The sequence below is a fragment of the Natronobacterium haloterrestre genome (assembly GCF_900112205.1).
Classification (GTDB): domain Archaea; phylum Halobacteriota; class Halobacteria; order Halobacteriales; family Natrialbaceae; genus Natronobacterium; species Natronobacterium haloterrestre.
The window spans coordinates 152,551-177,403 of record NZ_FOKW01000009.1 but is presented as its reverse complement, the minus strand read 5'-3'; the positions used below and the strand labels follow the sequence as shown (position 1 = coordinate 177,403).

At 59.2% G+C, this 24,853-nt stretch carries 23 protein-coding genes and 1 pseudogene; 12 read left to right on the top strand and 12 right to left on the bottom strand.

The features are described from left to right. Positions 1-512: 512 nt before the first annotated feature. Positions 513-1,550, bottom strand: coding sequence for a CPBP family intramembrane glutamic endopeptidase (locus tag BM113_RS17050; RefSeq protein ID WP_089789238.1), 1,038 nt, complete (start codon positions 1,548-1,550; stop codon positions 513-515). Positions 1,551-1,675: 125 nt separating this feature from the next. Between BM113_RS17050 and BM113_RS23040 the strand changes: the two genes are divergently transcribed. The 5 genes from BM113_RS23040 (at position 1,676) to BM113_RS22525 (ending at position 4,756) form a co-directional block, all read left to right on the top strand. Next, positions 1,676-2,017 (top strand): ArsR/SmtB family transcription factor, encoded by a 342-nt coding sequence (locus BM113_RS23040; RefSeq protein WP_089789237.1) that lies wholly within the window; start codon positions 1,676-1,678, stop codon positions 2,015-2,017. Further along, positions 2,014-2,337, top strand: coding sequence for a DUF7521 family protein (locus tag BM113_RS17040; protein ID WP_089789236.1), 324 nt, complete (start codon positions 2,014-2,016; stop codon positions 2,335-2,337). The genes BM113_RS23040 and BM113_RS17040 overlap by 4 nt, the downstream gene beginning before the upstream one ends. A 911-nt stretch (positions 2,338-3,248) precedes the next feature. Next, positions 3,249-3,839 (top strand): helix-turn-helix domain-containing protein, encoded by a 591-nt coding sequence (locus BM113_RS17035; RefSeq protein ID WP_089789235.1) that lies wholly within the window; start codon positions 3,249-3,251, stop codon positions 3,837-3,839. A gap of 33 nt (positions 3,840-3,872) precedes the next feature. Further along, the gene (locus tag BM113_RS17030) at positions 3,873-4,316 is read left to right on the top strand and encodes a DUF4870 domain-containing protein (RefSeq protein WP_089789234.1); all 444 of its coding nucleotides are present in this window, start codon (positions 3,873-3,875) and stop codon (positions 4,314-4,316) included. Positions 4,317-4,324: 8 nt separating this feature from the next. Then, positions 4,325-4,756, top strand: coding sequence for a magnetosome magnetite crystal formation protein family (locus BM113_RS22525; RefSeq protein WP_218149968.1), 432 nt, complete (start codon positions 4,325-4,327; stop codon positions 4,754-4,756). Positions 4,757-5,220: 464 nt separating this feature from the next. On the opposite strand, the gene BM113_RS21980 is transcribed toward BM113_RS22525, so the two are convergent. The 3 genes from BM113_RS21980 to BM113_RS17015 all read right to left on the bottom strand — a co-directional run bounded on the left by BM113_RS21980 (position 5,221) and on the right by BM113_RS17015 (position 6,441). Beyond that, positions 5,221-5,589 (bottom strand): hypothetical protein, encoded by a 369-nt coding sequence (locus BM113_RS21980; protein WP_143095853.1) that lies wholly within the window; start codon positions 5,587-5,589, stop codon positions 5,221-5,223. 116 nt (positions 5,590-5,705) lie between these two features. Next, entirely contained in the window at positions 5,706-6,080 is a 375-nt protein-coding gene (locus BM113_RS17020) for an SPW repeat domain-containing protein (protein WP_089789233.1), read from the bottom strand. A gap of 7 nt (positions 6,081-6,087) precedes the next feature. Next, complete coding sequence (locus BM113_RS17015) at positions 6,088-6,441, bottom strand: four-helix bundle copper-binding protein (protein ID WP_089789232.1); 354 nt, start codon at positions 6,439-6,441, stop codon at positions 6,088-6,090. A 280-nt stretch (positions 6,442-6,721) separates the two neighbouring features. On the opposite strand from BM113_RS17015, the gene BM113_RS17010 reads away from it, so the two are divergent. The 3 genes from BM113_RS17010 (at position 6,722) to BM113_RS17000 (ending at position 9,046) form a co-directional block, all read left to right on the top strand. Continuing rightward, positions 6,722-7,042 carry a hypothetical protein gene (locus BM113_RS17010; RefSeq protein ID WP_089789231.1) on the top strand — a complete coding sequence of 107 codons (321 nt, stop codon included), beginning with the start codon at positions 6,722-6,724 and terminating at the stop codon, positions 7,040-7,042. After that, positions 7,030-7,611: a hypothetical protein gene (locus tag BM113_RS17005; RefSeq protein WP_089789230.1), complete on the top strand. Its 582-nt coding sequence runs from the start codon at positions 7,030-7,032 to the stop codon at positions 7,609-7,611. Before BM113_RS17010 ends, BM113_RS17005 begins: the two co-directional genes overlap by 13 nt. Before the next feature lie 151 nt (positions 7,612-7,762). Continuing rightward, positions 7,763-9,046 carry a cation:proton antiporter domain-containing protein gene (locus BM113_RS17000; RefSeq protein ID WP_089789229.1) on the top strand — a complete coding sequence of 428 codons (1,284 nt, stop codon included), beginning with the start codon at positions 7,763-7,765 and terminating at the stop codon, positions 9,044-9,046. A gap of 410 nt (positions 9,047-9,456) precedes the next feature. On the opposite strand, the gene BM113_RS16990 is transcribed toward BM113_RS17000, so the two are convergent. Beyond that, positions 9,457-10,536, bottom strand: coding sequence for a CNNM domain-containing protein (locus BM113_RS16990; RefSeq protein WP_089789227.1), 1,080 nt, complete (start codon positions 10,534-10,536; stop codon positions 9,457-9,459). Positions 10,537-11,051: 515 nt separating this feature from the next. Beyond that, entirely contained in the window at positions 11,052-11,552 is a 501-nt protein-coding gene (locus BM113_RS16985; RefSeq protein WP_218149967.1) for a DUF2238 domain-containing protein, read from the bottom strand. A 281-nt stretch (positions 11,553-11,833) separates the two neighbouring features. On the opposite strand from BM113_RS16985, the gene BM113_RS16980 reads away from it, so the two are divergent. After that, positions 11,834-12,094, top strand: coding sequence for a universal stress protein (locus BM113_RS16980; RefSeq protein ID WP_394327723.1), 261 nt, complete (start codon positions 11,834-11,836; stop codon positions 12,092-12,094). A 129-nt stretch (positions 12,095-12,223) separates the two neighbouring features. Here the strand turns inward: BM113_RS16980 and BM113_RS23035 are convergent. Continuing rightward, positions 12,224-12,364 (bottom strand): annotated as a pseudogene (locus tag BM113_RS23035) (CBS domain-containing protein); the annotation flags it as partial. Positions 12,365-12,613: 249 nt separating this feature from the next. On the opposite strand from BM113_RS23035, the gene BM113_RS16970 reads away from it, so the two are divergent. Beyond that, on the top strand, positions 12,614-13,588 hold the full coding sequence (locus BM113_RS16970; protein ID WP_089789225.1) for an AAA family ATPase: 975 nt from the start codon (positions 12,614-12,616) through the stop codon (positions 13,586-13,588). Positions 13,589-13,646: 58 nt separating this feature from the next. Here BM113_RS16970 and BM113_RS21975 read toward each other — a convergent pair whose 3' ends face one another. The 5 genes from BM113_RS21975 to BM113_RS16935 form a co-directional block, all read right to left on the bottom strand. Further along, a complete protein-coding gene (locus BM113_RS21975) occupies positions 13,647-14,711 on the bottom strand; it encodes a DUF7519 family protein (RefSeq protein WP_143095852.1) in 1,065 nt (354 codons plus the stop codon). Between the two features lie 962 nt (positions 14,712-15,673). After that, a complete protein-coding gene (locus BM113_RS16960; protein WP_089789223.1) occupies positions 15,674-17,077 on the bottom strand; it encodes a DUF58 domain-containing protein in 1,404 nt (467 codons plus the stop codon). Next, positions 17,070-17,738, bottom strand: coding sequence for a DUF7269 family protein (locus BM113_RS16955; protein WP_089789222.1), 669 nt, complete (start codon positions 17,736-17,738; stop codon positions 17,070-17,072). Before BM113_RS16955 ends, BM113_RS16960 begins: the two co-directional genes overlap by 8 nt. A gap of 5 nt (positions 17,739-17,743) precedes the next feature. Continuing rightward, on the bottom strand, positions 17,744-20,194 hold the full coding sequence (locus tag BM113_RS21970; protein WP_143095851.1) for a DUF4129 domain-containing protein: 2,451 nt from the start codon (positions 20,192-20,194) through the stop codon (positions 17,744-17,746). 160 nt (positions 20,195-20,354) lie between these two features. Beyond that, positions 20,355-21,224, bottom strand: coding sequence for a phosphatase PAP2 family protein (locus BM113_RS16935; RefSeq protein ID WP_089789218.1), 870 nt, complete (start codon positions 21,222-21,224; stop codon positions 20,355-20,357). A gap of 1,338 nt (positions 21,225-22,562) precedes the next feature. On the opposite strand from BM113_RS16935, the gene BM113_RS16920 reads away from it, so the two are divergent. After that, a complete protein-coding gene (locus tag BM113_RS16920; RefSeq protein WP_089789215.1) occupies positions 22,563-23,303 on the top strand; it encodes a sugar phosphate isomerase/epimerase family protein in 741 nt (246 codons plus the stop codon). A gap of 284 nt (positions 23,304-23,587) precedes the next feature. Next, positions 23,588-24,598, top strand: coding sequence for a DUF7961 domain-containing protein (locus tag BM113_RS16915; protein WP_089789214.1), 1,011 nt, complete (start codon positions 23,588-23,590; stop codon positions 24,596-24,598). The last annotated feature ends 255 nt before the right edge of the window (positions 24,599-24,853 follow it).

The window sequence follows — 24,853 nt, the reverse complement described above, 5'->3', positions numbered from 1 at the left end:
TGCTACCTGTGGTTTGTTTCTTGACGATTTTCTTTCCGCCGAGTCGTCACTCCTTCCGTGGATAGAATCAATTGCGGCTGTGATTATACTCGTCGGGCTATTCATAGCGTGGATTTGGAAACCTGAAGAAGACAACCCTTAGGCCAGACACGGTATATATATGGTCTGTACTGACTGCAAGTTTCACGCTTTCCTCTGAATAAAGAAATCGTATTACCAACTATTGCTATGCTATCACACCGATTGGGAATCATCAACGCTGACACAGTACTATTCCTGCTATCCCTCGTATAGATCGGTATGAGTGCTGAGAGCCGGGAAAAAGCTGAAGAAAAGGGTCAAAAAAGCGGAAAAGGCTCCAAGCTCGTTTCCAGAATGATTGACAAGGTAATCGGATACAACGACCAAAACTAACACTGAGTAGTTTCAAACGAAAGAACAGGTCATGTCGTAGACCGGCAAATATCTCACCCGTGGTACGGGAAGCCGCGCCCTTAAGGGCGCGGAAGATGTCACTTTGACTCGAAGTCAATAGAATACACAGGCGATACTCTCAACCGGATAGACCCGCGCTGAACAGTAACGTATCCGATCGAAAGTACGGCGATGAGAATGACTATACCGACGTTAACAAGTCCTGAGGCGTCGACGAAGCGTGTGGGGCCGGTGAATTCCGGACGGAGCAACGTGGCAGCGATCTCTGCAGTCTCTGGTCGGACATTACTCAATCCGTAGACGTTGTTGAACGCGAGATTCGTTGCAAAGTGAAGGCCAATCGGAAGTGCCAGTGAATCCGTTATGATGTACGTGCTGCCCAGAACCACTCCCATCAACGCCCAGAATCCAAGCGCAGGCAGTGACGTCGCCTGGTCAACGTGAACGACACCGAACAACAGCGAGGACGCAACAAGTCCAGCCAGCACTGCACCGCGTTCCGAGAGCCACCGCGAATGGAATCCTTCGGCGGCATTTTTGAGTACGAGTCCTCGAAATAGGAGTTCTTCCCAAATCCCGACGAGCAAGAACTGGCCCACGAACGCGATCAGGGCCAATGAAAAGGGAAGTGCGTTCTCAGCGATTCCGGGGGATAGGACAGCCGAGATGTGCGCCCACCCAGTGGAGAGATGCACTGCAAGTGCCAGTCCCCACGCGATGAACGCGATGATGACACCGATACCGGCATCACGAATCCATTCTGGGCCGATTTCCAGTCCGTACTCGGTAGGGTGCCGGTGATCGACGTACCGAGCCCAGACAACGACCACGAGAAACACGATAATAAGGGTGAAGGCGTTTTGAGTTATCCCTAGCACTGATGGCGGGAGATCGATACTACCGAACAGTACGGACGGGAGCACCTGTGATCCGATTGCGATCAATACGAACGCGCTGAGAATCCGCCAAAGTGCTCGGGGTCGGCGTTCAGTACGATTCCAGAACGGGACGAGGAGCGTCTGTTTGAACTGTCTCTGATGATCTGTTTCTCTTGGAGGGACAGTAGCCGGTTTGGAGGAGTCGTCTGCATCGCGGGGCGTATTCGACTTCGACATCGATACCGAGGCCTGCGTGTGACATATCAAAGAGCGTCATCGTCTGGTTTCAGCGGTTGAAGCCAGGCAGAATCGACACGAGGAACCAAACTGATATTGAGAACGAAATAAATGAGGTAGTTGTTATGTCGGACGGATCGGACGCGGCGACACTCGCTGACCTCCTCGCAGACGATTGTGCCCGACATATCCTTATCGAAACGAAAAATGATCCCTGTTCGGCATCTGAGCTCAGTACACGACTCGATACATCGGAACCGACGATATATCGTCGACTCGAACGGCTTCGAAAGCACGATCTTGTATCCGAGGAAATTCGACCGGTTACGGACGGGAAGAACTACAAAGTGTATCAGGCACAGATTCACAGGCTCACGCTGGAGCTCACCAATGAGGGATTCGAGAGTACTGTCTCTCGTCGTGAACAGATGGCTGACCGGTTCACTCGCTTCGTCGAAAACAGATGACCACGCTTGAACTACTCCTCCAGTCGATCGATCTCGATACGCTGAGCCGTCTTCGCACCGCCAGTGAACTGGTTTCCTTTGCCCTCGGCTTGGTGATCAGCTACCTTGCGTATCTCGGTTATCGCCGGAATCAAAGCCGACCGATGCTGTTTATCGCCCTCGGATTCGCGCTTATTCTCGGCGTTCCAGGTGTTGCACTCGTGATTTTAGGATTTGGCTTGGACATCCCGATTCCGATTGTCAATAGCGTCGGTCAAGTAAGTGAACTCGCGGGACTCCTGGCGATCCTCTATGGACTGTGGATGCCGCGCCGCCCATAGACACTTGGAATCATCGAATAGCATTTCTCTCGAAACTCCGGTATCCGGTCTGTGGTATATTGCGCGACTAGTCATGGCAGATACGTGCGAGGAAATTGCTGATTCGATCCAGTGTTTCGTTGATCGCTCTTGTGTAACACTTTGTTGATCTCACAATGTGGCTTTGATAGCATGTTTGAGCGCTTCTCTCTCCTGTTTCCGCAGTAGCTTTCAGCGGAGTTAGAACGCTCGGAGATACTGTGTGAGCTTATTTTTTGAGATGCTTCGATGAACACCGCGACTGTCTCGGGGCTTGACCTCGAGGAGGTTGACCGTCGGATTCTCTTGCAGGGTCGTTGGGCTCCTACCGCCTCAGCGTTCACCTGTTCTCTAGTATGAGAACTGTTCTATGACTCTCTCAACTGCTAGGTAAGATCTGCGGATCGAATTCTGATAATTCAAATGACAATAGGCACTACAGCCCAACCGACGAGAACTACGAAGCTGAATGGCTCTGTGAAAAATATCGAGGCCATCCTGCCCCCCTGTTCAGCGAGTGCCGTCCTAGTTCCATCCTCAAGAAGACCAAACGTTACCTGCAATGGGGAGACTGCACCTGCGAGCGTGTCATAGAAAGATTCGCACTCTTTCCCTATCCAACTCTTGTCAAAACTCGCGTGCAAGATGGAATGCGCATATGTTTCAGGAATGTTTTCACCCCAGATGTTTCTATTGCCGCCACTCCCCAGATCAGAGCCACGAACTCCCGCCGATCGGATTTCCTCTCCAATCGTGTTTGAACCCGCCGCAGTACGGGGATTCCCAGTTCGTGAGCCTGGATTGAACCCCATTTCACGGCCGCCAAACGGCGGTTCGTGGGGGTGAAATTCCCACTTCATTTTAATTCCCTCTGGTAACTATGCGGTGACACCGTGTCCCCGATTCCGTCCTGGATCGATAACCGGATCGACCGGAACCTCGACAACACGCTCACGCAAGAGCACGTCGTCGAGACGATGCTCGAGTCCGATCGTCCGTTCTTCTCGATCCGTCAGCTACACGCGCGCATCAAGCCCGACGTCACTCGGGCCACGGTTCGGAACCGGCTCCAGGAACTGCAGGAAATCGACGTCGTCGCGATCGAGACGTATCCCGACTCGATCACCCTGTATTACCTCAACCACCCGGAGTCGGACTGGCCCGTCTCTCCTGAGGGCAAACGCGCGCTGAACGCGAACACCCCGCTGGATCGGCTCTCCACCCGCGGATTCCTTACACTGTCGGACACGGCCGGGATCCGCACACTTGTGCTCGCTGGCTTCCAGTTGAGCCTCGTGTTGTTCGCGCTCGGCGGCGTGCTCACGATCACCGGCGCAGACGTGAGCGGTACCCAGAGCGATATCGTGCTCTGGGACACCGCCTTCGACCTGCTGTTCGTGAGCCTACTGTTGCTCGTTGCCGAGCGGACGGTTCGTTGGGTTCGCGACAGATACGGCCCGCTGAACCTCCTGCCGTCGACATGATCAGAACATCCAAATCACACTCATCAATCATTCATGACCTCCACACCATCAGCATCCGGCCCCGAACTGCTCGACGAACGCTCGCTCGGCGGTATCCTCGTCCATCTCCTCGGACTGATCACCGGTTTCCTCGGCCCCGTTATCGTCTATGCCGCCGCCAACAACGAGTACACGCGCGAGAACGCTCGTCACGCGCTGAACTGGCACGTCACCGTCTTCGTGTTGGCGGTCGTTGCCATGGTTACCTTCTTTTTGGGAGCCGACGAGTTCACCGTCGGCGGCGAGACGATCCAACTGTCTCTACTCCCTGCCCCGCTCGACACGGTATTCGCGGCCGCCGGAGTACTGCTCATACTCCTGGTGAGTATCGCGGGTTTTCTCACGTTCGTGTACGCCCTCGTCGCGACGATGAAGGCGATCTTCGGATCAGTATGGACGTATCCCGGCTCAGTCGACGTTGTCGAGAAATTCCGCTAACAAGTTCCATGATCTCCAAACACACCGAAGATCCGGTGACGACCAACGGCGGACCGAACCTCCTCGAAGAGCGGTCGATCGGGGGTATTCTCGTTCACTTCCTCGCGATCCCAACCGGCATCGCCGGCGCGGGGATCGTGTATCTCCTCACCACGAACGAGTTCACAAAGCGAAACGCTCGCAACGCCCTCGATTGGCATCTCACCGTGCTGGCACTGACTGTCGTTACGTTCGGATCACTGTTCACCTACAGCGAGCTTACGGGACAGGGAGCGACTGACGTCGCCGCGCTTCCATCACTCGTCTCTCTTCCGTCGGCCGCCTCGACAGTTGCCGGCCTTGTAGTTCCCGCGCTGCTCACGCTCTGGTTCGCCGTCACGTTTTGGACGTTCGTCGTCGGACTCGTCGCGATGGGGAAAGCGACGTTCGGAACGGCGTGACGCTATCCGCTGTCGCCGGCCCTCGTTGACCGGTACGGGTCTCGTGTCGATTTCCCCAGCAGATGGCCTCTCGTCATCCTCGCGTATGTCGTTCTGCTGCCGCTCGTCATCTGGGGCGTGTTCTTCGGCCCGACGGACAGTGCCACGTTCTTCGTGTCGGCATTCGGGCTGCTCGGCCTGATCATGCTATTGACCCCCCTGACGGCGGTCGCGATGTATCTCCACGGCGAACGAGATCGGCCACAGAACACGGACTGGCTCCCGCACGTGATCGCGTACATCGGTGTCCCTCGTTGCGGCTGCCGGGTTCGTAGTCTCACGAACGTTCACTGAGTCCGTGTATCCGCCCGGTGACGCGATGTACGTGTTTCTCGCCGCGTTCTGGCTATCCTCCATCATGTATGTGAGTCGGTGGTGGACAAGATCTCCGTGACGGTCGATCTAGCGTATAACTGACCCTGATCCTACTCGCGTTCAGCTACCCACTGGCCATCTGGTTCCCCGTGGCGAACGATCTTTGCCCGGGAAGTGAACTCCTGCTCTCCGTAAAACGGAGAGCTTGTGGTGAATGGGAGTGCAATGGTGCGCTCAGTAAGATCTGCAGGCACAACGAATGTTTGCGTACTTACGTGATCATACGCTTCGTCAATCAGAAGTTCTGCCCTCACCGTCACCTCTCCTCGTCTGCCTTCTTGTTTTTCAACGACTCCAACTACGAGAGCCATCCCCTCGTCTGCTATATATGACCGAATATTCCGAAGGGTAAACTGTGGGTTCTGCTGTCTCTCTGAAAAAAGGCAACCAGCAGTACCCATACAAGCTATCGCCCCCATTATGGATAGCGTAGAGCGACGGTTCATATTGCTTATTGGCCGCTTCTATGCCGTAAACGGCGTGGAATCCCACCGCTTTAGCGGTGGGTAGCTCAATGCTCCAGTACGTTCGCTATTCAGCAGTCGAACGAAAGGGGGGCACGTTCGGCGGCGGCCGCGACGTACGCGTTGTAACCGCCGAAGCCCGCCATCACGGTCCCTGTGACGACGTCGTTCCACAGCGCCGGCCCCTCGAGACCGGGGCCGAGAGCGAAGGGAGCGACGACGAGCCAGCAGCCGAGAATTGCGATGAGTCCCGCACCGGTTACGCTCGCGGGTCGCCGGCTGCGGACGCTGGCATAGTTATATCCGGCGACGATGGCGACCACGGTGCCGACTAGGACGTCGTTCCAGCGGGCGATTCCAGACGCGGCGAAGACGAACGCGGCCGTGATCAGCCAGCAGCCGAGCAGGTAGTTGCCGCTGGCGGCGAGTCTCGTCGTCGCATCCATTCGCCGTTCAGGCCGAGGCCATGTTCCGGCAGGTCTCCGCGCAGTCCCGGAGGACGTCCGCACAGACCTGACAGTGTTCGTCGTCGTGGCGTTCACACTCCTCGGCACATTCCTCACAGGCGCCGGCGCAGGCTTCGGCGAGCGCCGTGCTGTAGTTCGAGTTGCGGGCCATGAACCGCGCGTGCATCGTTGTCAAGTCGGCGACGTCGCGACAGAGACGGAGACACTTGGCCATCTCCTCGCCCTCGCCCGCACACTCGTCGGCACACCACTCACACGCTTGGGCGGCTTCGAAGCAGTTGTCGATACACTCCTGCATCTCCTCGTTCTCGCTAACGTGGTCGATTTGGGTCAGTGCCATTGCGTTCAAGTGGTCGACGACGACCGGTTTTGTTATCCGCAGGCCACGACGATCCGACCGAACGGTGAGGGGCGATACTCGTAGTGGGCACTGGGGGATGTCCAATCGGTGAGGCGCGGTTCACGGACGATTACCGCGGCCTCGCAACGGGTTCGCCGACAGATCACCATCATCACCACCGGCCGATATCGGTCCGCGTTCCGGACGGTCTCGATCCGATTGTCGCGCCGATGAAATACCATGCCGCACCTTAACGACACCTGGAACCGAACCCTCGCGCGTGACCCACTCCGTCGTCCATCTTCTCGGTGTCCCGTTCGCGATCATTGCCGGCACCGGCGCCGGGGTGTTCGCGCTCTTGTCCTGGGGAATCTTCCGCGACTCCCCCTTCGGCACAGCAATCGCTCTCCTCTCGGTCGGGATGGTCGCGCTGACGATCTACCACACGATGTTGCTCGTCCTCGAGCCGGAGTCGCTGGCCCTCCACGTCCTTCGAAGCGCCGCGAACACGATCCTCGCGATCTTTGTCGGCCTGCTGATACTCCGCCACCGACAACTCCGCAGCGGGAGATCCAGGGGTGAGGGCGCGTGGCCGGACTAGACCCCTTCGTCGTCTACAACCTCGCGATCGGGACCGTCGTCGCACTCGAGCTCCTGTATCTCCTCTCGCTCGAGGCGTCAGTGACGGCCTACCGCCGGTTCGTGCTCGTGACCGTCACCGGGCTAGTGCTGGCCGTGATCGGAGGGCCGATCGTCGAGCTAGTGGCACCACAATTCGTCCACTGGGTCCATGGCGCGGCCGCGTTGCTGGTCGTCTTCGGCCTTTACGACCCCGTGACGAACGACGTGCGAACGACCGAGTGGGCGCGCGTGCTGTTGAGCGAGCCGTCGCAAATCCGACGATCGGCCGAGTGGATGACCCCGATGGACGATGAGATCCTCGCCGCGCTCCACGGGACGGACCTCGTCCTAACGCCGGCGGTCGTCGCCTTCAACACCGGATTCAGCCGGAAAGAAGTGAATCGTCGCCTTATCGAACTGGCAGACCATGGATTCGTCGAAAAGATCGAACGAGGGAAGTACCGGCTGACTCGACGCGGCGAGCAGTACCTCCGGGGCCAACTCCAGACGCCCTCATCGACGGACACCGAAACCGGGGTTCGAAGTTGAGCCGCCCGGCAAAATCAGCGCTCCGATTACACGTGATGCTCTGCGAGCGACGCTCGCAGGCCGAATCCCTATTCCGTTTCACGGCAAATATTCCGTTGTACACGCCCGTTTCGGACGATTCAGGCCCAGGTTCAGCGTTCGGGCCGATACTATGCAAGAGCTCAACATTGCGCTCGTCACGATCGGTGGGCTGACGTTGGCGTTGAGTCTCATCGCGGGACTGATGCGAAACAAGGTGTACTTTCTCTCGGAGCCACTGGCGTCCGTGATCCTTGGGATCGTGATTGGTCCCCTCGGCCTAGGGCTGTTCCACCTCTCACACTGGGCCGATCCGTTCACGATTATGGAACAGTTCGCCCGGCTCACGGTCGGGCTAGCCGTCATGGCCGCCGCGCTCCGGCTCCCCCAACGGTACCTCCGGACACACGTACGCTCAATGGCGGCGGTCCTCGTCCCCGGAATGATTGCTATGTGGCTCGTCAGTGGTGGACTTGTCTATCTCGTCCTGGGCGTTCCGCTCTGGATCGCGCTGCTCATCGGGGCGATCGTCACACCCACGGATCCAGTCCTTGCCGGAACGATCGTCACGGGAACTACCGCAGAGCAGTATATTCCGGAGTCGATCCGAAACCTCCTTACCGCCGAGTCGGGTGCCAACGACGGACTCGCGTACCCGCTCGTCTTCCTTCCGATTCTGGTACTCCAGCATCCGCCCCAGCGGGCGATTACCGACTGGCTGGTCTCGACGCTCCTCTGGGAAGTCGGCGTCGCCGTGTTCGTCGGCACGGCGATCGGAGCGGCCGCCGGTTGGATCGAACGCGAGTCCCGCGAACACGAGTTCCTCGAGGAGACGTCGCTGTTGAGTGTCACCGTCGCGCTCACCTTCGCCGTACTGGGCGGGGTTAAGTTGCTAGGCAGCGACGGGATTCTGGCAGCGTTCGTGGCCGGACTCCTGTTCAATCAGTTCGCTGATGCCGCGGACGAAGCCGACGAGCAGAAGGTCCAGGAGACGGTGCTCCGCCTGTTCACGTTCCCGATCTTCGTGTTCTTTGGTATCGCGCTGCCGGTCGACCAGTGGGTTTCGCTCGGCTGGGCCGGTGTGGCCCTCGCGGCCGGTGTCTTGCTCCTGCGGCGCCTGCCGATGATAGTGATCTTCCGGCAGGTAGTTCGACCGATCGACGGGACTCGCGACTCGCTGTTCGCCGGCTGGTTCGGCCCGATCGGGATCGCGGCGCTGTTTTACGCGACGGTCGCCCACCGAATACTGGGCAATGAGATCATCTGGGGGGTGGCCAGTCTCGTCATCGCGAGTTCGGCCCTCGTCCACGGGATCACGGCCACGCCGTTCACAAAGCTGTACGGCCACGTAATCGATACCGTCCAGTCACAATCGTCGGACGGGAGCAATCAATCGTCGGCATTCTCGGAGGGGTGAGCGGCCGGAGTATGGCTACCCGATCCGTCTTTCTCTTCCTGTGAATGGCGGGAATAAATAACGCCCTCGAAGCGAACGACCATCCGCACTAATCGGTCCATCGGAATCCGATGAGCTGGTACAATCCGATTGGTCGAAATCTCGGGATGGTCCTGATCAAGTTCGCTGTCGTAGTTGCAAGTCTCGCGATCGTCTCGATCATCTGGAAGGAGTACTACGCGATTCCGGCCGAACTCCTGTCGGCCGCGATCGTCTATAGCGTTGGTCGCATACTGTGTACGTCGTGTCGGAGGCTGAGGAGATGTCGCCTGCACAGGCGTTTGCATCTGCGGTAGTCGTCTGGCTCGTCGTCGGACTGTTCAGTTACCTCCCGTTCGTATTCATCGTGGCGACCATCTCCCTCGAGCGGTTTACCGGTCGGCTGATCCAACTTGTTCCTGATCCAGCGGATCCTCGATGTCGCCCATTACTGCCTCGAATAGATCAGTTACAGTGACGAGACCGACGACCATGCCGTCTTCGATCACAAGCGCGAGTTCCTGATTTTCGGCCTGAAACTGGTCGATGGCGTCGCTGATATCGACGTCGGGCGAGAGCGTCATCGGCGGGGCCGCGATGTCGGCGAACCTGACCTCACTTTCGAGCAGGTCCTCGCGGTACTTGGTGAGGATCGGCACATAGACGATCCCGCGCAAGTCAGTCAGGTCGTCACCGACGAGCGGATAGCGCGTCTGCGGCCGGTCAACTATTCGTTCGAGATTCGTTTCCGGATCGACCGTCGTAGACAGCGCGACGATCTCGTCGGCCGGCACCATCGCGTCGCGGATCGGTTGCTCGCCGATCGCGAGTGCGTTTACCACTTCCTGGCGACGTTCATCGGTGACTTCGCCGCGGTCGAGTACTGATCCGAGTTCCTGGCGGAGGTTCGCCCGCGATTCGATCACGTCCGTCCCGGTTTCCTCGAGCCAGGCGCCGGTCATTTCGATCCCGAACAGTCTGAGCGTTCCTTTCGCCACCCAGTCGCCGAACTTGATGAACGGTGAAATGACGAACGCGAACCAATACAGCGGCCGCGCGCCGTACCGGCAGACCTGTTTCGAGCGCTCGACGCCGAGGTAGGTCGGCGTCTGCTCACCATGGGTGAGGTGGACCATGTTGATGAGGAAGAACGCGAATAGCGATCCGGCGCCAGCCGACGCGAGCGTTGGAAACGAGTTCTGGAAGACGGGTTCGAACACGGCTGCCAGTCCCGGCTCGGCGACGACACCTAACGCAATGCTGGTGCCGGAGATCCAGATCTGGCAACTCGTCAGATAGAACTCGAGGTCGTCGGTCATCCCCCAGGCACGGCGGAGCCCTGGCGTGTCGAATTCCGACTCAGAGTACTGACGGGCGCGGGTCAGTGCGAATTCGATAGCAACAAAGTAGGCGTTGATGAGGATGAGACCGACGCCCGCGAGGATTCGCGCTCCGATTTCGAGCGAGCTCATAACTATGGGACTCACTCTTAGATGTGTTGGCTCTCTGGAGAGGGAGTCCGAGACTGGTTCCGAATTGTACCTGTGAGTAATGCTGCCGCAACTGCATCACTCATGACCATAACAAGAAACATAATTATATCACCAGGGGATAAGAATCATTCCCCTATCCATACTTCTCCCGTACTACTCGCGTGTATATTCGCGAGTTCTCGACTGACCGGTTTTGCGAATTGCTGTTCATTGGATGCCAGGTAAACTTGTAGTCGAACACATAGCAGCGTTGGCTTTCAAATGAAGGTTCCTCCCCTGAAACAAGCCGTCAGTGTAACAGCTACTTCCTATACTTACAGTCACATTCACCCAAGCATAAATAAATAAATAAACATACTATCAACTACTGCTAATTGACGTGCTCGAAGAGAATGATCGTCTCGGCGAGGAGGAAATATCCGAGTTGCGGACTGACGTTCTCAGTCCGGTCGAACTGATCGATCCCCCCACGGAAGAATAGCTCGTTCAGGGCGTTACGATTCGTCCCTCTCCGAGTCGACGAGATTCGATAACCGATCCCGCCCGAACAGGAGGACGATCATCGCCCCGACTAGATCGAAGACGAGATCGCCTACGGCGTCGAGCCGTCCGTAGTGGACGAGCAAGGGGTCGAACCCGATCCGATCGCCGAGTGCGTGGACGATGTATTCGAATACCTCCCAGACGAAGCCGAGTCCGAAAGTAATTCCGGCGACGAACGCCGTCCTAGAGCGACTCGAAACGTGGCGTTCTCCGTCGACGTCGGATCGGTACACCACGTCCACAACACCGGCAAAGACGACCCCCGAGAGCGTGTGTGCGAGATGGTCCCACCACCAGACACGATCGTACGGGCCGAGCATGCCGAGCGTGTGGACCAATGCAGCCGTCGAGATCCACTCCCGCTGCCATGGCCGAAAGTGAACGTCGTATCGCCGTTCGAGGTATCGCGGCAACGAGCCGAACGTCAGTGAGAGGGCACCGTTGACAATCACGCTCGGGTCGCGACGCCGGATTCCCGCAACGAGCGCGGCGACAATTCCCGCGTGTAAGAGGCGATTCACGATCCGCCGAACGCCGGTTTCACCTGTTCGCCGGACGCGTGGTTTTGATGCCGTCACAGTGAATTCGAACCGTTCTAGACCATTACCGGGATCCCGATAATCGTTCACCGTGTCACTGCCACTTCGTCGACGATCATGTCCGGCGACGGGAGGGTGTCACTCCGTCGTCGGATCAAACGGTGTACCGATCCGGGTCGTAGTCGATGATGGTCATGTACGACCGCATTCTCGTTTCCATCGACGGGAGCGATTCGGCGACGGTAGCGCTGGATCACGCGCTCGAGATCGCCAGCGATCACGACGCGCCCGTCACTCACCTCTACGTCGCGGACACGAACGAGCCGAGTCAGACTCGCACCGAGACCGACGTCGTGGACGTCCTCGAGCGCGAGGGCGATTGTCTCACGAACGGTAGCCTCGAACTGCCTCGAAATGATGCTGAGAAAAAGCCCAGCAACGAGGCCGAACAGTAGCCATGGCGCTTGACTTCGAACAGCACTGCGGACATCAGTAGCTACGACGTCCGTAATCCGATTCCCGGTTTGTTGTACGCCGGCCCGGAGAAAAACCTCTTCGAGGTGCTCTCGATGCATCGTATCGATGATCGACCGAGAAGTTACTGCACCGATGAATCGGCCATCCCGGTCCACAACCGGGATTTCGTCTTTATCGCTCTTGATAGCGAGGAATACTGCCTGTTTCTGGTTAGTATTTGGATGCAGTTGCGTATCTATTGAGTCCATCAGTTGCGTAATGGGTGTGGATTGATCTGAGCCTCGAGGTCGTACGGAAATCGAAGATTTCCGTGATCAAGCCAACCCTTCGGGTTCGCTGACCTCGCGGGATCTTCGATCCCGCGTAGTGACGAGACGCGGAGCGTCTCGTACCACTTGACCCCGGGGCGGTTGACCCATGTCACCACCGTAGTTGGTGTATCATTTCGTCGCGTATCCGCCAGAATCTTGATGTAACGTCCACGTCAATGGAGACTGATGGCAGACGCAGACGAGGATGTCTCGGTCGCTGCGGCAAGTGACACCTGTGCCGAGGTGATTGATCGGATCAGCAATGCGGTGATCACGGATCGTGAATTTTTGGGAACGGTCTTGACGGCTGCGCTCGCCCGGGGTCATGTTTTGCTCGAGGACGTGCCCGGAACGGGGAAGACGCTGACAGCACTAACCTTTGCGCAGGCGCTGGGATTGGAGTTTTCGCGGATCCAGTTCACGCCGGACTTGCTGCCGAACGACATCACCGGTTCGCACGTGTTCAACGAACAGACGGGGGAGTTCGAATTCACCGAGGGACCGGTGTTCGCGAACGTGGTGCTGGCCGACGAGATCAATCGCGCTCCGCCGAAGACCCAGGCGGCGCTACTCGAGGCGATGGACGAAGGCCAGGTAACCGTCGATGGGACGACCCGCGAGTTGCCGGATCCGTTCCTCGTGATCGCGACCCAGAACCCCGTCGAGCAAGAAGGGACGTTCGAGCTTCCGGAAGCCCAACGCGACCGCTTCATCGTCAAGAGCTCGATCGGTTATCCTGGCAAAGAAGGCGAACTCGAGTTGATCGAACGGCGCAGCCAGCGCAACACCAAGATGCCGACGGTCGACCCGGTACTGGAGACGGACGGCGTGCGACGGTTACAGGAGGTCCCCGAGCGGATTACGATGGATCGATCAGTCCGGGAGTACCTCGTGACACTCGCCCGTGAAACCCGGCAGGACAGCCGTGTCGATATCGGTATCTCGCCGCGTGGCATCCAGCGGTACTTCGAGGCTGCGCGAGCCCGGGCCGTCATGGAGGGCAGAGACTACGTCGCGCCGGACGACGTCAAACGGATCGCCGAACCGGTCATGCAACACCGGCTCGTCTTGACGACCGACGCACAGATCGACGGTGTCGATGGGGCAAGCGTCGTTCGCGACGTCGTGAGGCAGGTCGAGACGCCGACGCCTAAATCGTAGCTCCGCGAGACGCCCGTTCAGTCGCAGTCTTAGGCCAGTATCAGTGACCCGGTATGGTTCATTCGTTACGGTCTTTTCCGTCGGCAACTGCCGCTATCACCGCAGCTACTGTCTCGTCGCTAACGCCAGTGACCGCCTCGAGTTCGCTCTGACTTGCCGCCTGTAGATCACCGATCGTTTCGAAGCCGGCGGCTCGAAGCATCCGTGCTTCATGGACATCCAGCAGGGGAACCGTATCGACGCTGACGGTCGCGTCCTTCGCCGTGGCCACGGAGTCGTCGCCCGCCGCGCTGACGGAGTGATCAGTGGCGGCCGTGGTCCGTGGGCTCGCGGTCGTCGATCGAGTCGTGATTGCTTTCGACGTCGCGCGGCGTTTCACCGCAATGAATGAAACGAGCAGGCCGACGATCAAGCTGATCGCGATCGTGACACCGGTCTGGACGGTAATCGCCTCGGCAAGTCTATTGAGACCAAGCGCGATTCCGATTCCGACGACCCCCACGAGGACCGCGCCGAGCGTGTGCGAAAGCGTCGGTCGGCCGACGTCAGTGTCGCGGCCGAGTTCTTCGGTGACCGACACGCCGTAGACGGCGGCGTCCCAGGAAACGATCGCGCAGGCGACGCCCCCGGTGACGACGAGCGTTGACGCGCCGGCGGTCGCCGCGATGATCGTTCCGCCCACCAACGCCGCAGCGCCGATCGTGCCCGGTGCGCCACGGTCCGGCAAGAGCTGAAACGAGCCGAGGAGCCAGAGGAGCAGAAACACGCCAAGGACGGCACCGACGATTCCGGTGATTCCGAGGCCGGCAATTGCGATCCCGTTCGGCGGCGACAGGATCGGCAGCAACTCCTGGAGCTGTAGTTCCTCCTCGAGGATCGGCAAGAAGACGGTCTCTTGCTCGGCGATGGACTGTTCGACTTCGGGGCGTACCCAGTGTTCGAACACGCGCGGATAGCCCACCGTGACGAGTGCCGTGACGAACACGCCGCCTATAAACACTGGAACCCATCTGAGGGTGGTACTGTATCGGAGGCGGTGGAGGCCTGGCAGGCGAGAGAGAAGATAGGCTGTCGTGAGCACTCCGATTCCTGCGAGGAGGACAATTCGAAGCTCTGTCGCCATCGTGACCGGTTCGAGATACGTTTCGAACAGCGATACGGGGACGACGTCCTCGACGTACTGGAGATCCTCGTTCTGTGCGGGAACGGTGAATATGCCCACTACGATACTACCGATCAGCAGGAACGTACCGCTCCAGATCGACCGTGATGCGACCCAGTCGATCCGGCGGCGGGTTTCGGAACGTCGGTCCCGCGGAACGAGTTCCGGGATCGGCAGTCGTGGCAAAATGTAGGCTGTGAGCCACAGCGATCCGACGAGAAGTACGACGAAAGTTACGGCACTCCCTGTCAGATTCTCGGGGGAGAGAATACGTTCGAGCCCGATTCCGCTTGGATTCGCTTCCTCGAGCGGACCGACGACTGACTCGTGGACTCGGTCGCGAACGGGGTCGATATGCAGTGCTGCCACGACGGCGATCGGAAGCGCGGTAAGCAGTGCGACGGGGAGCGCGGACCGGACTGCGTTGTTTCCGATCGCACCCGTGACAGTTGCCGTCGCGCCGAAGGTCGCAAGCACGATCGCGAGGACGACGCCGACGCGAGAGAGGAGTTGTTCGAGTGACGGCCCGCCGGTTGCAGCGAGTCCGACGGACGCGCTGATTCCGACTGCGGTGACGACGACGAGGAGACTGCCGGCGGCCCGCGCTCCGGGTGTTCGGCGTTTGGTCGCCGTGACAGTCGCGGTGAGCAAGCCACCGGCGATGGTGGCGACGACTCCCGGAACGAGAACGTCGACGCCGAGTGCAAGGACGAGTGCGCCGGTGAGCGTCCCGAGGATTGTCGCGATCGCTGTCGTAGATGCGCTGACGGTCTCCGTGCTGGCACGTTCGGGACTGTGAGCCCGGGTTCGGCTCTCGCTTCGAGTGCTACTGGTCGACGCCTGCGGTCCAGATCCGCGGTTCTGGCTCGTGGATCCGTTGCTCCGGCGGGAGTCCCGCGAACCGCTTCCCGGTGTTTCCCCCATTAGCGAATCACCTCTCCGAAGCCGTGACTGAGAGCAGAGACGAGCGACGTTTCGGGATCCCAGTCCGCGACCGGAACGTCGAGTCGGCGGAGTCGCTCGAGTCGGGACTGGCGGCGAATCCTGGCCAATCGCGCGCCGACATCGTCACGACCCGTAACGTTCGGCGACACGACCGACAGCGGGTAGCCGCGACGTCGAAGTTGAACCGCGAAATCGATGATCTCGTCGTCGACAGCAGGTGTACAAACAACGAGTTGCGCGCTGGCTGGGAACAGGGCATCGAGGCGAGAGACGGATGCCATGGTCGACTGAGTACTGGCCCCGCCGCCGTCCGCTCGAACCGTTCGATTGCCGTCGGCCGGCGATCGAGCGCCGTCATCGGGCGCGTCCCCTTCGGGAGCGCCACGGGCGGACGACGAAAGCTCCGCGCCGCTGCCACGCGCGGCGATCGCATCACAGACACGGGCGATTCTGGCCCCGACGTTGACTCCGCTGCCGGGTTCGACGTAGGCTGGTGGCCCTTCGTACACACCTGGTGTCTCGCCGCGGATTCCAAGCCCGACGACGCCGACGTTGTGTCCGACGTCGATTACGGCACTGCTCGCCACGAGTCCCGCGTATGCCGCAAGCGTCAGCCCGTCCGGACGGCCGGGTGCTGGTGCGACGCCGGCGTCCGTGCGACCGTCGACGATCACGATGACGTTCGTCGTTTCCTGCTCCCGGTAGAGCACCGTTCCGAGGTCGCCGGTACGGGCGTACCGTCGCCAGTCGATCCGACTCAACGGATCGCCCTGCTGGTACTCTCGGGTCGAGTGGAACTCATAACCTGCCCCACCCCGGTCACTCCCGACCGAGCCGGTGACTGGAATCGTGTCGCGATGGATCGGGAGGCCGTCGAGGGGAACCGTACACTCGATTTTACTGTCGCCGTCAGCAGCAACCGACCCCGTCGCAACAGCGGTTGCGCTCAGACTTCGGAGGCGAATCCATGTGTCGTCGAAGACGTACGTTCCTCGTCGGGGCTGCAGCGTGTACGTGAGTTTGGTCTCTTCGCCCGAGCGAAGCGTGACTGCATCTTTTGCCGCCCCGTCGATCACCTCCAGATTTTCCGGGCCGCGATCGATGATCCTGACGTCGGGCAACGTTCGGGCAGACTCGTTACGAATCGTCAGCGTGACTTCGACCTGTTCGCCTGGCAGCGGTTTCTGGGGGGTACAGTCGCGGTCAACCGTCACCGCTGTCGCCGGGTCGGGTACCGAAGACAGCGCAGCATAGCCCAAGTACGTGAGGGGGACGATCGCAGCAAGCAACAGCGGTGTCGAGCCGAACAAGGTCCCTGTAGCTATGAGGACGACCGACGCGACGACTCCCGAATGCCACCGCGTGACGCGTCCGCTATTCATCCTCAGCCTCCGTTCCGTCGGTGTCCTGTGTCATATCGCTCGTCGAATCCGTCGCGTATCGTTCCAATTCCGCGAGCGTCCGCTCGAGTCGCTGTTCGAAGGTTTGCCCCGGGAACAACCACATCCGCAGACGGTGCCAGATCGACAACCGGCCCGCAGATGCGTCGCCGAGAAACGCCGCTGCGATGCGATCGTCGGTCCAGTCACCGGCTCGAATGCGCTCGGCAGCAACCTCGTCCGATCGCCCTTTGGCAGTCTCGACGGTCCGCAACGTTTCGCGCAGGTCGTCGACGACTGCCTCCGTTTCCCGGTCGGTTCGGCTCCCGCGTTTCAGTGATTCGATCGTTCGTTCGACGCGCTCGCTTGCCACCTCGCCGACCACGTTCGTGTCGCTTGCAGCGGCTTGCGATCCCGCGTTTCGGTCGACCCCTCCGTCTTGCAGGTCGGTCGCTCCCGAGAAGTACGTACGCCACAGTGCGAAAAGTCCGACGAGCCCAGCGATACGGATGAGGACATCGTCGGGTTCGACTGTCTCCTCCACCATGACGATCGCATCCAGGAGGTCGGGTGGCAGTACCGAGGGTCGGATCGAGAGAACGCCAGCCACTCCGAGCGCGACTACCGCGATAAGAGCGAGCAGTCCGTTCGCGACCGTTCGCATCCGACTCACGCGTCGTCACCTCCGGGGCCAGCATTCGTCTCGGTGTCTGTCTTCGCGTTCGGAACTGTCGTCGGCTCGTCTTCGGTTGAATCGAGCCCTTCTGGCCGGTCACTGTCCTCGATATCGGTGTCAGTAGTGTTGCCTGCATCGGGTCCGTACACGTCTCGACTATCGTGAATGAGTTCGACGTCCGCTGTAGCGGTAGCGTCAGCTGCTTCGGTGTCCGCATCGGACTCGGCTGAGATGGCTTCTCGCCTGTTCTCGTCAGCAATGACGCGATCGGCCTCGACATCGACCTGATCCGGGTCGTCCGCGACCGAAAGTATCGCCGATCGGACGCGCTCGAGGCGGCCTGGCGACGGTCGCTCGTTCCCGTATTCGGTATCTCGGAAGGCGTCAACGACGGTTCGAATCGGCGGCTCCGGGAAGCCCTCGTCAACGGCGTATCGGCCGACCTCACCGGGCGTTTTCGTCCGAACGCGTGGCGGTCGAACCAGCCGGACGAACTCCGACCACAGATCACGAAGCGTGAGGACGGTCTCGTCGGGCGTCGACTCCGTTCGCGTGTCGGTCGCGTCGTCGGTCCCGAGTCCCGTGGTCTCGGTCACCCGCTCCCGAGATGTACGGAACAGCGAACGGAGAGCCCCGACGATTGCCCGATAGATTCGGATCGGGTGTATCACGGCGAGAGCCGCCACTCCCCTGTCGAGGAGTTCGCCTGGGAGCGCGACGAGCCAGCGGCAGGCGCGTCGGAGTGCGCTAACAGTCACACGCCCGCAGCCGAGCAGCCAGTGGCCGAACCGCTCGAGTGCGTGTGCAGCGCTGACGACTGCGTCGACGACTCGCCGGCCGAACGCCGCCAGAACTTCGGCGCTGTGTCGAACGAGGGCCACGAGCAGCGAGGGTAACGCACGGACGGTCGACGTCGTTACGCCGAACCGACGGACGAGTATGTGTCCGGTAAGAACCAGCGCGCCGACCCCGAGGAGGCCGAGAACGGCGGCGTTCCGGTAGAGGCCATCGACTGTTGTCTCCGCAGTTGCGCCGTCAGCATGAGCGGTCAGTATTGCTTCGTTCGCCATCGGCAGTCCGACCGTGGCGCTCCCGTTGGTGTCGGTCGTACCCGCTTCGTCGCCGTCGACGAACACCGTCGTCTCCCCGACCGGGTCGTCACCGTGGTGGAGTTCGACGTCGACTGAACGTCCTGGGAACGGGATCGTATCGGTAACCTCGAACGAGAGTTCCTGCACCTCGATCGTCTCTTCGGCCCTGATATCGCCGCGTTCAACCGCAATGGTCGTGTTTCCGGGTTCCGGTGGGAGGACGATCGTCGCGTTTCCGTCTTCGTCGGTGGTGGTGCGCTTCTCACCGTCGATCAGCACGTCCCCCTGTGGAATCGGGGTTTCGTTGACGGTTGCCGACAGTGTGACGTCCGTCTCCGGAATCGCCGGCCCGTCGATCTCGAGTGCCGTGTCGGCGTCCATCTCGACGGTCGTTTCCGTCCCGTTGTTTGTCGACGCCGTCGTTGAACTACTGCTCGCAAGTCCCGTGCCGGCGCCGTGAGCGAATACGCCTTGGATATTCGCCTGCGACCCCTCGGTTTCGGACACATCACCGTCTGGCGGGTCAGCCACCACGGTCAGCGTTTCCGTGAACGGCACGTCACCGACGACCGTTCCATCTGTACCGGTTGTTCCGATCTGGTCCCCATTGAAGTAGACTGGGGCACCCGCAACTGGCTCACCGTCTGCTGTGAGAGTCACCTCGACCGTTGCACCGGGTGTCGGCTCTTCGTCGAATGTAATCCGATAGTCAGTTGGTTCCTCATCGGTCTCATCTTCGTCGTCTACAGGCTCATCCTCTTCTTCTTCTGCCTCGTCGTCTGGAGTTTCGTCTTGTGTGTCGTCGCCGTCGGTTTCGTCGTCTGTTTCGGTGTCGTTACTGCCACTGTGTTCATCGCCGGCTTCGTCGCGTTGGTCGGCATCCGTATCGGCCTCATCAAGCTCGTCTCCGACTTCCTCGTCGCCTGTGTCGGAAACTTCTCCCGAATCCGTGTCGTCACCGGTGGCATCGGTTTCTGAGTCTTCGTCGGCCGCCGCGTCGTCACCCTTCTCTCCATCTGGCTCCGAATCGACCTCCTCTGGATTCTGGCCTTCGTCAGATTTGGGCTCGTGCTGCTCAGTCCCACCAGTTTCGTCATCCTCATCACCTTCTTCACTCTCATCGTTGGCATCGTTTTGCTCCTCGCCAGTTGCGTCTTCAACATGTTCGGCAAGTTGAGCAGGACCGTCCGGGTCCTCTCCTCCCTGTGCCGACTCACCAACGCTCACGCCGCCGAGCGCCGGAACGGCAACGGCTGCAAGCGATAGTAAAAGAACGGCTATAACGACGAGGACGAATTGCCCCCAGTCCGGTCCGGATGCGGTCGTCGGTGTTCTCCCTTCCGTATCACTCATCAGTAGCTTCCCGTCCAGCTATTCTGGCACTGGTCTTATCGTTTCAAATACAATTAAAACAAATACATTTGACGGCCGTCTGGCGATAAGAGTCTGGTGCCCGGACCGGAATTGAGATGAACGATATGCGCTGTGCCGGTTGTTGAGAGTCCAACTTACCTTATTTCGAATGTATAACAAATTTAAATACATTTACTGCCGTTAAGGAAACATACTGCAAGAGGCTTCTGACTGCCGCTGGGAGGAGGAGGACACCGGCAACGAGGAGTGCGTTCACCAGAACGGTACCGAACAGGGAGATCGTCACAATAGTTGACTCGAGCGTTCCCAAGACAACCAGGTAACCGGAACCGATCACCGAAAGGAGCAACGCTTCAGTGGCCGACTGACGCTCCGGCATTGATTCGACTCGAGTTACGGCGAGCGTTCCACCGATACCGCCACCGAGAGCCAGCAAAGCGTAGGGGGACCCATTGCTGACAACAATCGCTGGCACAGCGATTACAGCTCCTGTTGCGTATGCACGCTGTGGATTCCCCCTGGCGAACCGATGTAGTAAGCCAAGGAACGCCACACCCATACCAGCCCCAGCAACGACATCCCCCAAGTAGTGTAATCCGAGCACAACTCGAGATAGTGAAATGCTGGTGACGAGGAGAACGGTCCCCAGAAGAGGCAGTGGATCACGATACCGGTCTAAGACGACCAGAAGTCCACCATACACAACTGTTGCCATGAACGCGTGTCCGCTCGGAAACCCATAGGGGTCGTCGGTCAACGGGACTAGATGAACGGATTCCGGCGGACGCGGAAGTGCAACTATGCTTTTGATGAACAATATGAATCCGATGCTAGCAACAGCATAGCCGGCAACGAGTGCACTCTCACGTCGCCAGGTGAGCCAGTACATGACCGCGAGGATAACTATGAGGCCAGTCGAACCACCGAGTTCTGTAACGAATGCGGCGATATCAGTATATGCCTCTGGATAGACATTTCGGATCAATTCACTCTCGGTAACGAGTCTCATACTGGCTTCGACGACCTCGTTGATGCCAATGCCGTATGCTAGGAAGTATTGATATATAATTGATGGTCAATTAGTACTCAGGCCTACGCCACCCTGGAGAACGTCTCTCTGCCGAACAATTCCGTAATTGGTTTTCTCAGCGACTGTGATCTAATCGGTATGAGTACAGCAACCGTCTTCTCGGAGGTATTTGCACCGGAACTGTTCGTCCTCCTGGTCACGACTATCGTGGCGGGATACGAGCTCTGGGGAAGCGATATCTGCGCGAGTGCCTTGGCTGCTCGAACAACTACGGTCCTATTCGCTTGGATCGTAGCGTTTGCCGTTTACGAGGGGGGATCGAGTATATTCTCTGTATCAGTACCCGGTAGTGAGGATTTCTTCGCGAGCATCGGTCTGATCACGGGATTCGTGATAATCTGGTTCGTTTGGGTTCGAAAAGGCTGGGGACCACTACTTCAACTGTTTAGTTTGTTGCTGATTGGCACTTCTATCGTCCATATGGCAGTAGTCCCCTTTTGGGATGTGTCAAGCCACGTCATTTATTCCGCGATTTCCACGTGCTTTCTCTGCTCTTTGAATCGCAGATTCGCTGTGTTTCTGTTCGTTCCGATTGGACTGGTTTGGAGTCGGATCGCAATCGAGGCTCATACCGTCGTTGAGGCAGTTGGCGGCTTGGTTTTCGCCGGCGTCATTATCGCTGTCGCCCTACGTGTTGGAGCGGTCCCGCGAACCCGAACGGACTCTTTCGGCCGTTAGAACGAGATAGAAGGGGTTAATTGCTGACAATTCGACGGCGCGTATGGGGATGAACGGAGGGAATCGTGGTCACCCAGACGACACCGGGATGACCCGTTGGCAACAGCTCGTTTATATATTCGGGCCGGTGCTCGAGGGGATGCTGATAGCTGTCGTGTGTCCACTTATTGCGGCTGCATTGGCGCTAGCGATCGGGGCCGGACCCTTCTTCTACACCGTCAGCGCACTCGGTCTCGTAGCAGTGTATTTCTGGTATCGACTGTGACGGGGCCTTCGAATGTGAAGTGCTTTGGATCAGGCTTCGAGGCGGCTTGCTCCACCTGTGACACCGCTCAGCTGTTGCTCACAGCCGTCCCCGTACTTCGTCTCCGACCCGATTATCCGACCGTGACTGTAATTCGTCGACGCCTCGATCAATGACATCACCTGCCCGTTCACTCTCAGTGCGACGGAGACGGGTTGAAAAGTCGGTGACTAGGTCTGCACTTGACTCGAGACGATCGCACCGATCGATCCAGATCTAACGAGCACACACTCGGGACCCAAACACCGATGACCTGGGGCCGAGACGCACAACACATGCCTCGCACGGCCATTAACCTCTACAGCGTTCGCAACCTGGATGCGGACCTCGAGTCGGTCCTTCGCCGGGTCGCTGACGCCGGCTACGATGGCGTCCAGTTCGCGGGCGACTACTCCCCCCTGCACGCGGAACCGGCTACCGTCGCGGCGACACTCCGGCAACTCGATCTCGCGGTCGCGCCGCCCCACGTTGATCTCGAGACGCTCCGAACCGACAGGGAGGCTATCCGCGAGGCGTTTGCCCCGCTCGAGGTCGACGCGATCGTCCTTCCCTGGCTCGACGAGGCACACTTCGCGTCGGCCGAAGCGGTAGACGCCATCGCCGACGACCTCGCCGCTCTCGAATCGGCTCTCGAGGCCGACGGGTTGGACCTGCTGTACCACAATCACGACCACGAGTACACCGCACTCGAGGAGGGGGCCGCCTACGACCGCTTCCTCAGGCAAACGACCGTCGGGATCGAACTCGACGTCGGCTGGGCGCTTGTCGGCGGCGACGACCCTGCACGGCGCATCCGGAACCTCGGCGATCGTGTCGGACAGCTCCACATGAAAGACATGACAACCGGATCCGAGCCCACATTCACCGAACTCGGTGAGGGTGACGTGGATATCGCGGCTTGCGTCGATGCCGCTCGCGAGGTCGACGTCGACTGGTTGATCTACGAGCACGACGACCCTGACGACCCGGCCGCGTCGCTCGAACGCGGCGCAACGGCACTCGAGGGACGTGGCTAGTCCCAGACCGTTCTGGGTGACGAATAGTCGATTCCACTCGTCAGATACCGACTCCGGCGCGCATGAGAGGTGGTAATGCTGGCCTCACCGGCAGTGGTCGCCGGTAGAATACTCAGTAAGCGACGCCGTCATCCTCCTCAACGGAACAGACTACCTCAGCCCGCAATCAGAACACCAACCACCCGATTAGATCAACCCGGATACAATATTGACATCGGGGCCCCAACTCCTGTAGTGATAACCAACACCCAAAGTATATTTATCTAATAGATGACCTGAGTGTAATGTATCTGTATTCGCCGGACGGGATCGATCGGGAGCGAGCGAATCACCAGGCAGTGATTCAGGGTGCGGACGATATCGATGTGAAACGAATTGGGAACCTTGGTGAGCTGGCGTTCGAGCAGTTCTGCCGGGAGTACCTTCCAGTCGAGATGTGGGAATGGCAGAACGAAGCAGCGATCCGGCGGTGCAATCCCGAGAGTTTCTCCGGGCACGATTTCGAGGTGTTCGGCTACGAAGTGGACGTGAAGACATCGAGAGACGTCTCTGCGTTTCGCCCGGCGAACCTGCTGGAGAACGACCCCGACGACGATATCATCGTGATGGTCTGGCATCGAGATAACGAGGACGCGCTGATCCTGTTAGGGTGGGAGCGTACTGAGACGCTCAAATCGAAGGTGGAAACGCAAGCGGCGTACTCGGGTGACGAACCGGAAAAACTAGCGCACCTCACAGCGCGGCCCATGAACGAGTTACAGGAGTTAGGGCCGAACACGGCGTACATGAACCAGAAACCGGAGAACCCGTTCAAGCCTGGTGACCGCGTCATCAAGGCTGGTGACGAGGACGCGTCCGTCGGCGTCGTCATTGAGGTGATGCCCCCGGAGAAGAACACTGGTGCCTTCGGACAGGAACTCGACGGTGAAGCCGTTCGCGTAGCGTTCCCGAGTGCACTCGACAAAGGACCCGCAGACTGGCGTGAGTACCACCCCGGAATCCTCGCATCGTACTGCGTCGACACCGAGATCAAACTCTGGACATACAAACACGAAAACCTCGAGTTCGCCGACAACCCGTACGTTCCGGGAGACCGCGTCATCAGGACCAGTCATACCGATCCGAACACGGCTGTCGTCGTCGAACGGGGTGAAGACTCGGTTACCGTTGCGTACCTCGGGGACTTCGACGACGAAGGAGTGTGGCCATCAAAGCTAGCAGAGCACTGCGACGAGAACGGAATCAAGTGCTACACGTACTCGCCTGACGAATTGGCGTTCGAGAAGACGAGCTGACGGGGAGGCGGAGAATCTACGAGTTCGAAAACAAGCAGGTTCTGGAACCGTGAAAACGCTGCCGCACACCACGTCGTCCTATCGAATCGTCGTCGCGTACGTCCCAGCACTCATTTCGTCGTCGGTTGTTGCGGGCGTCCAATCCGAATCACTCCACTCTGCAACAGCGTTCTCGACGAACGACCGGCCCCGTCCGTCAATGCGTACGCGTCACCTCGCTCCTCGACGAGTTCCATGCTCCGCAACTAATCCACT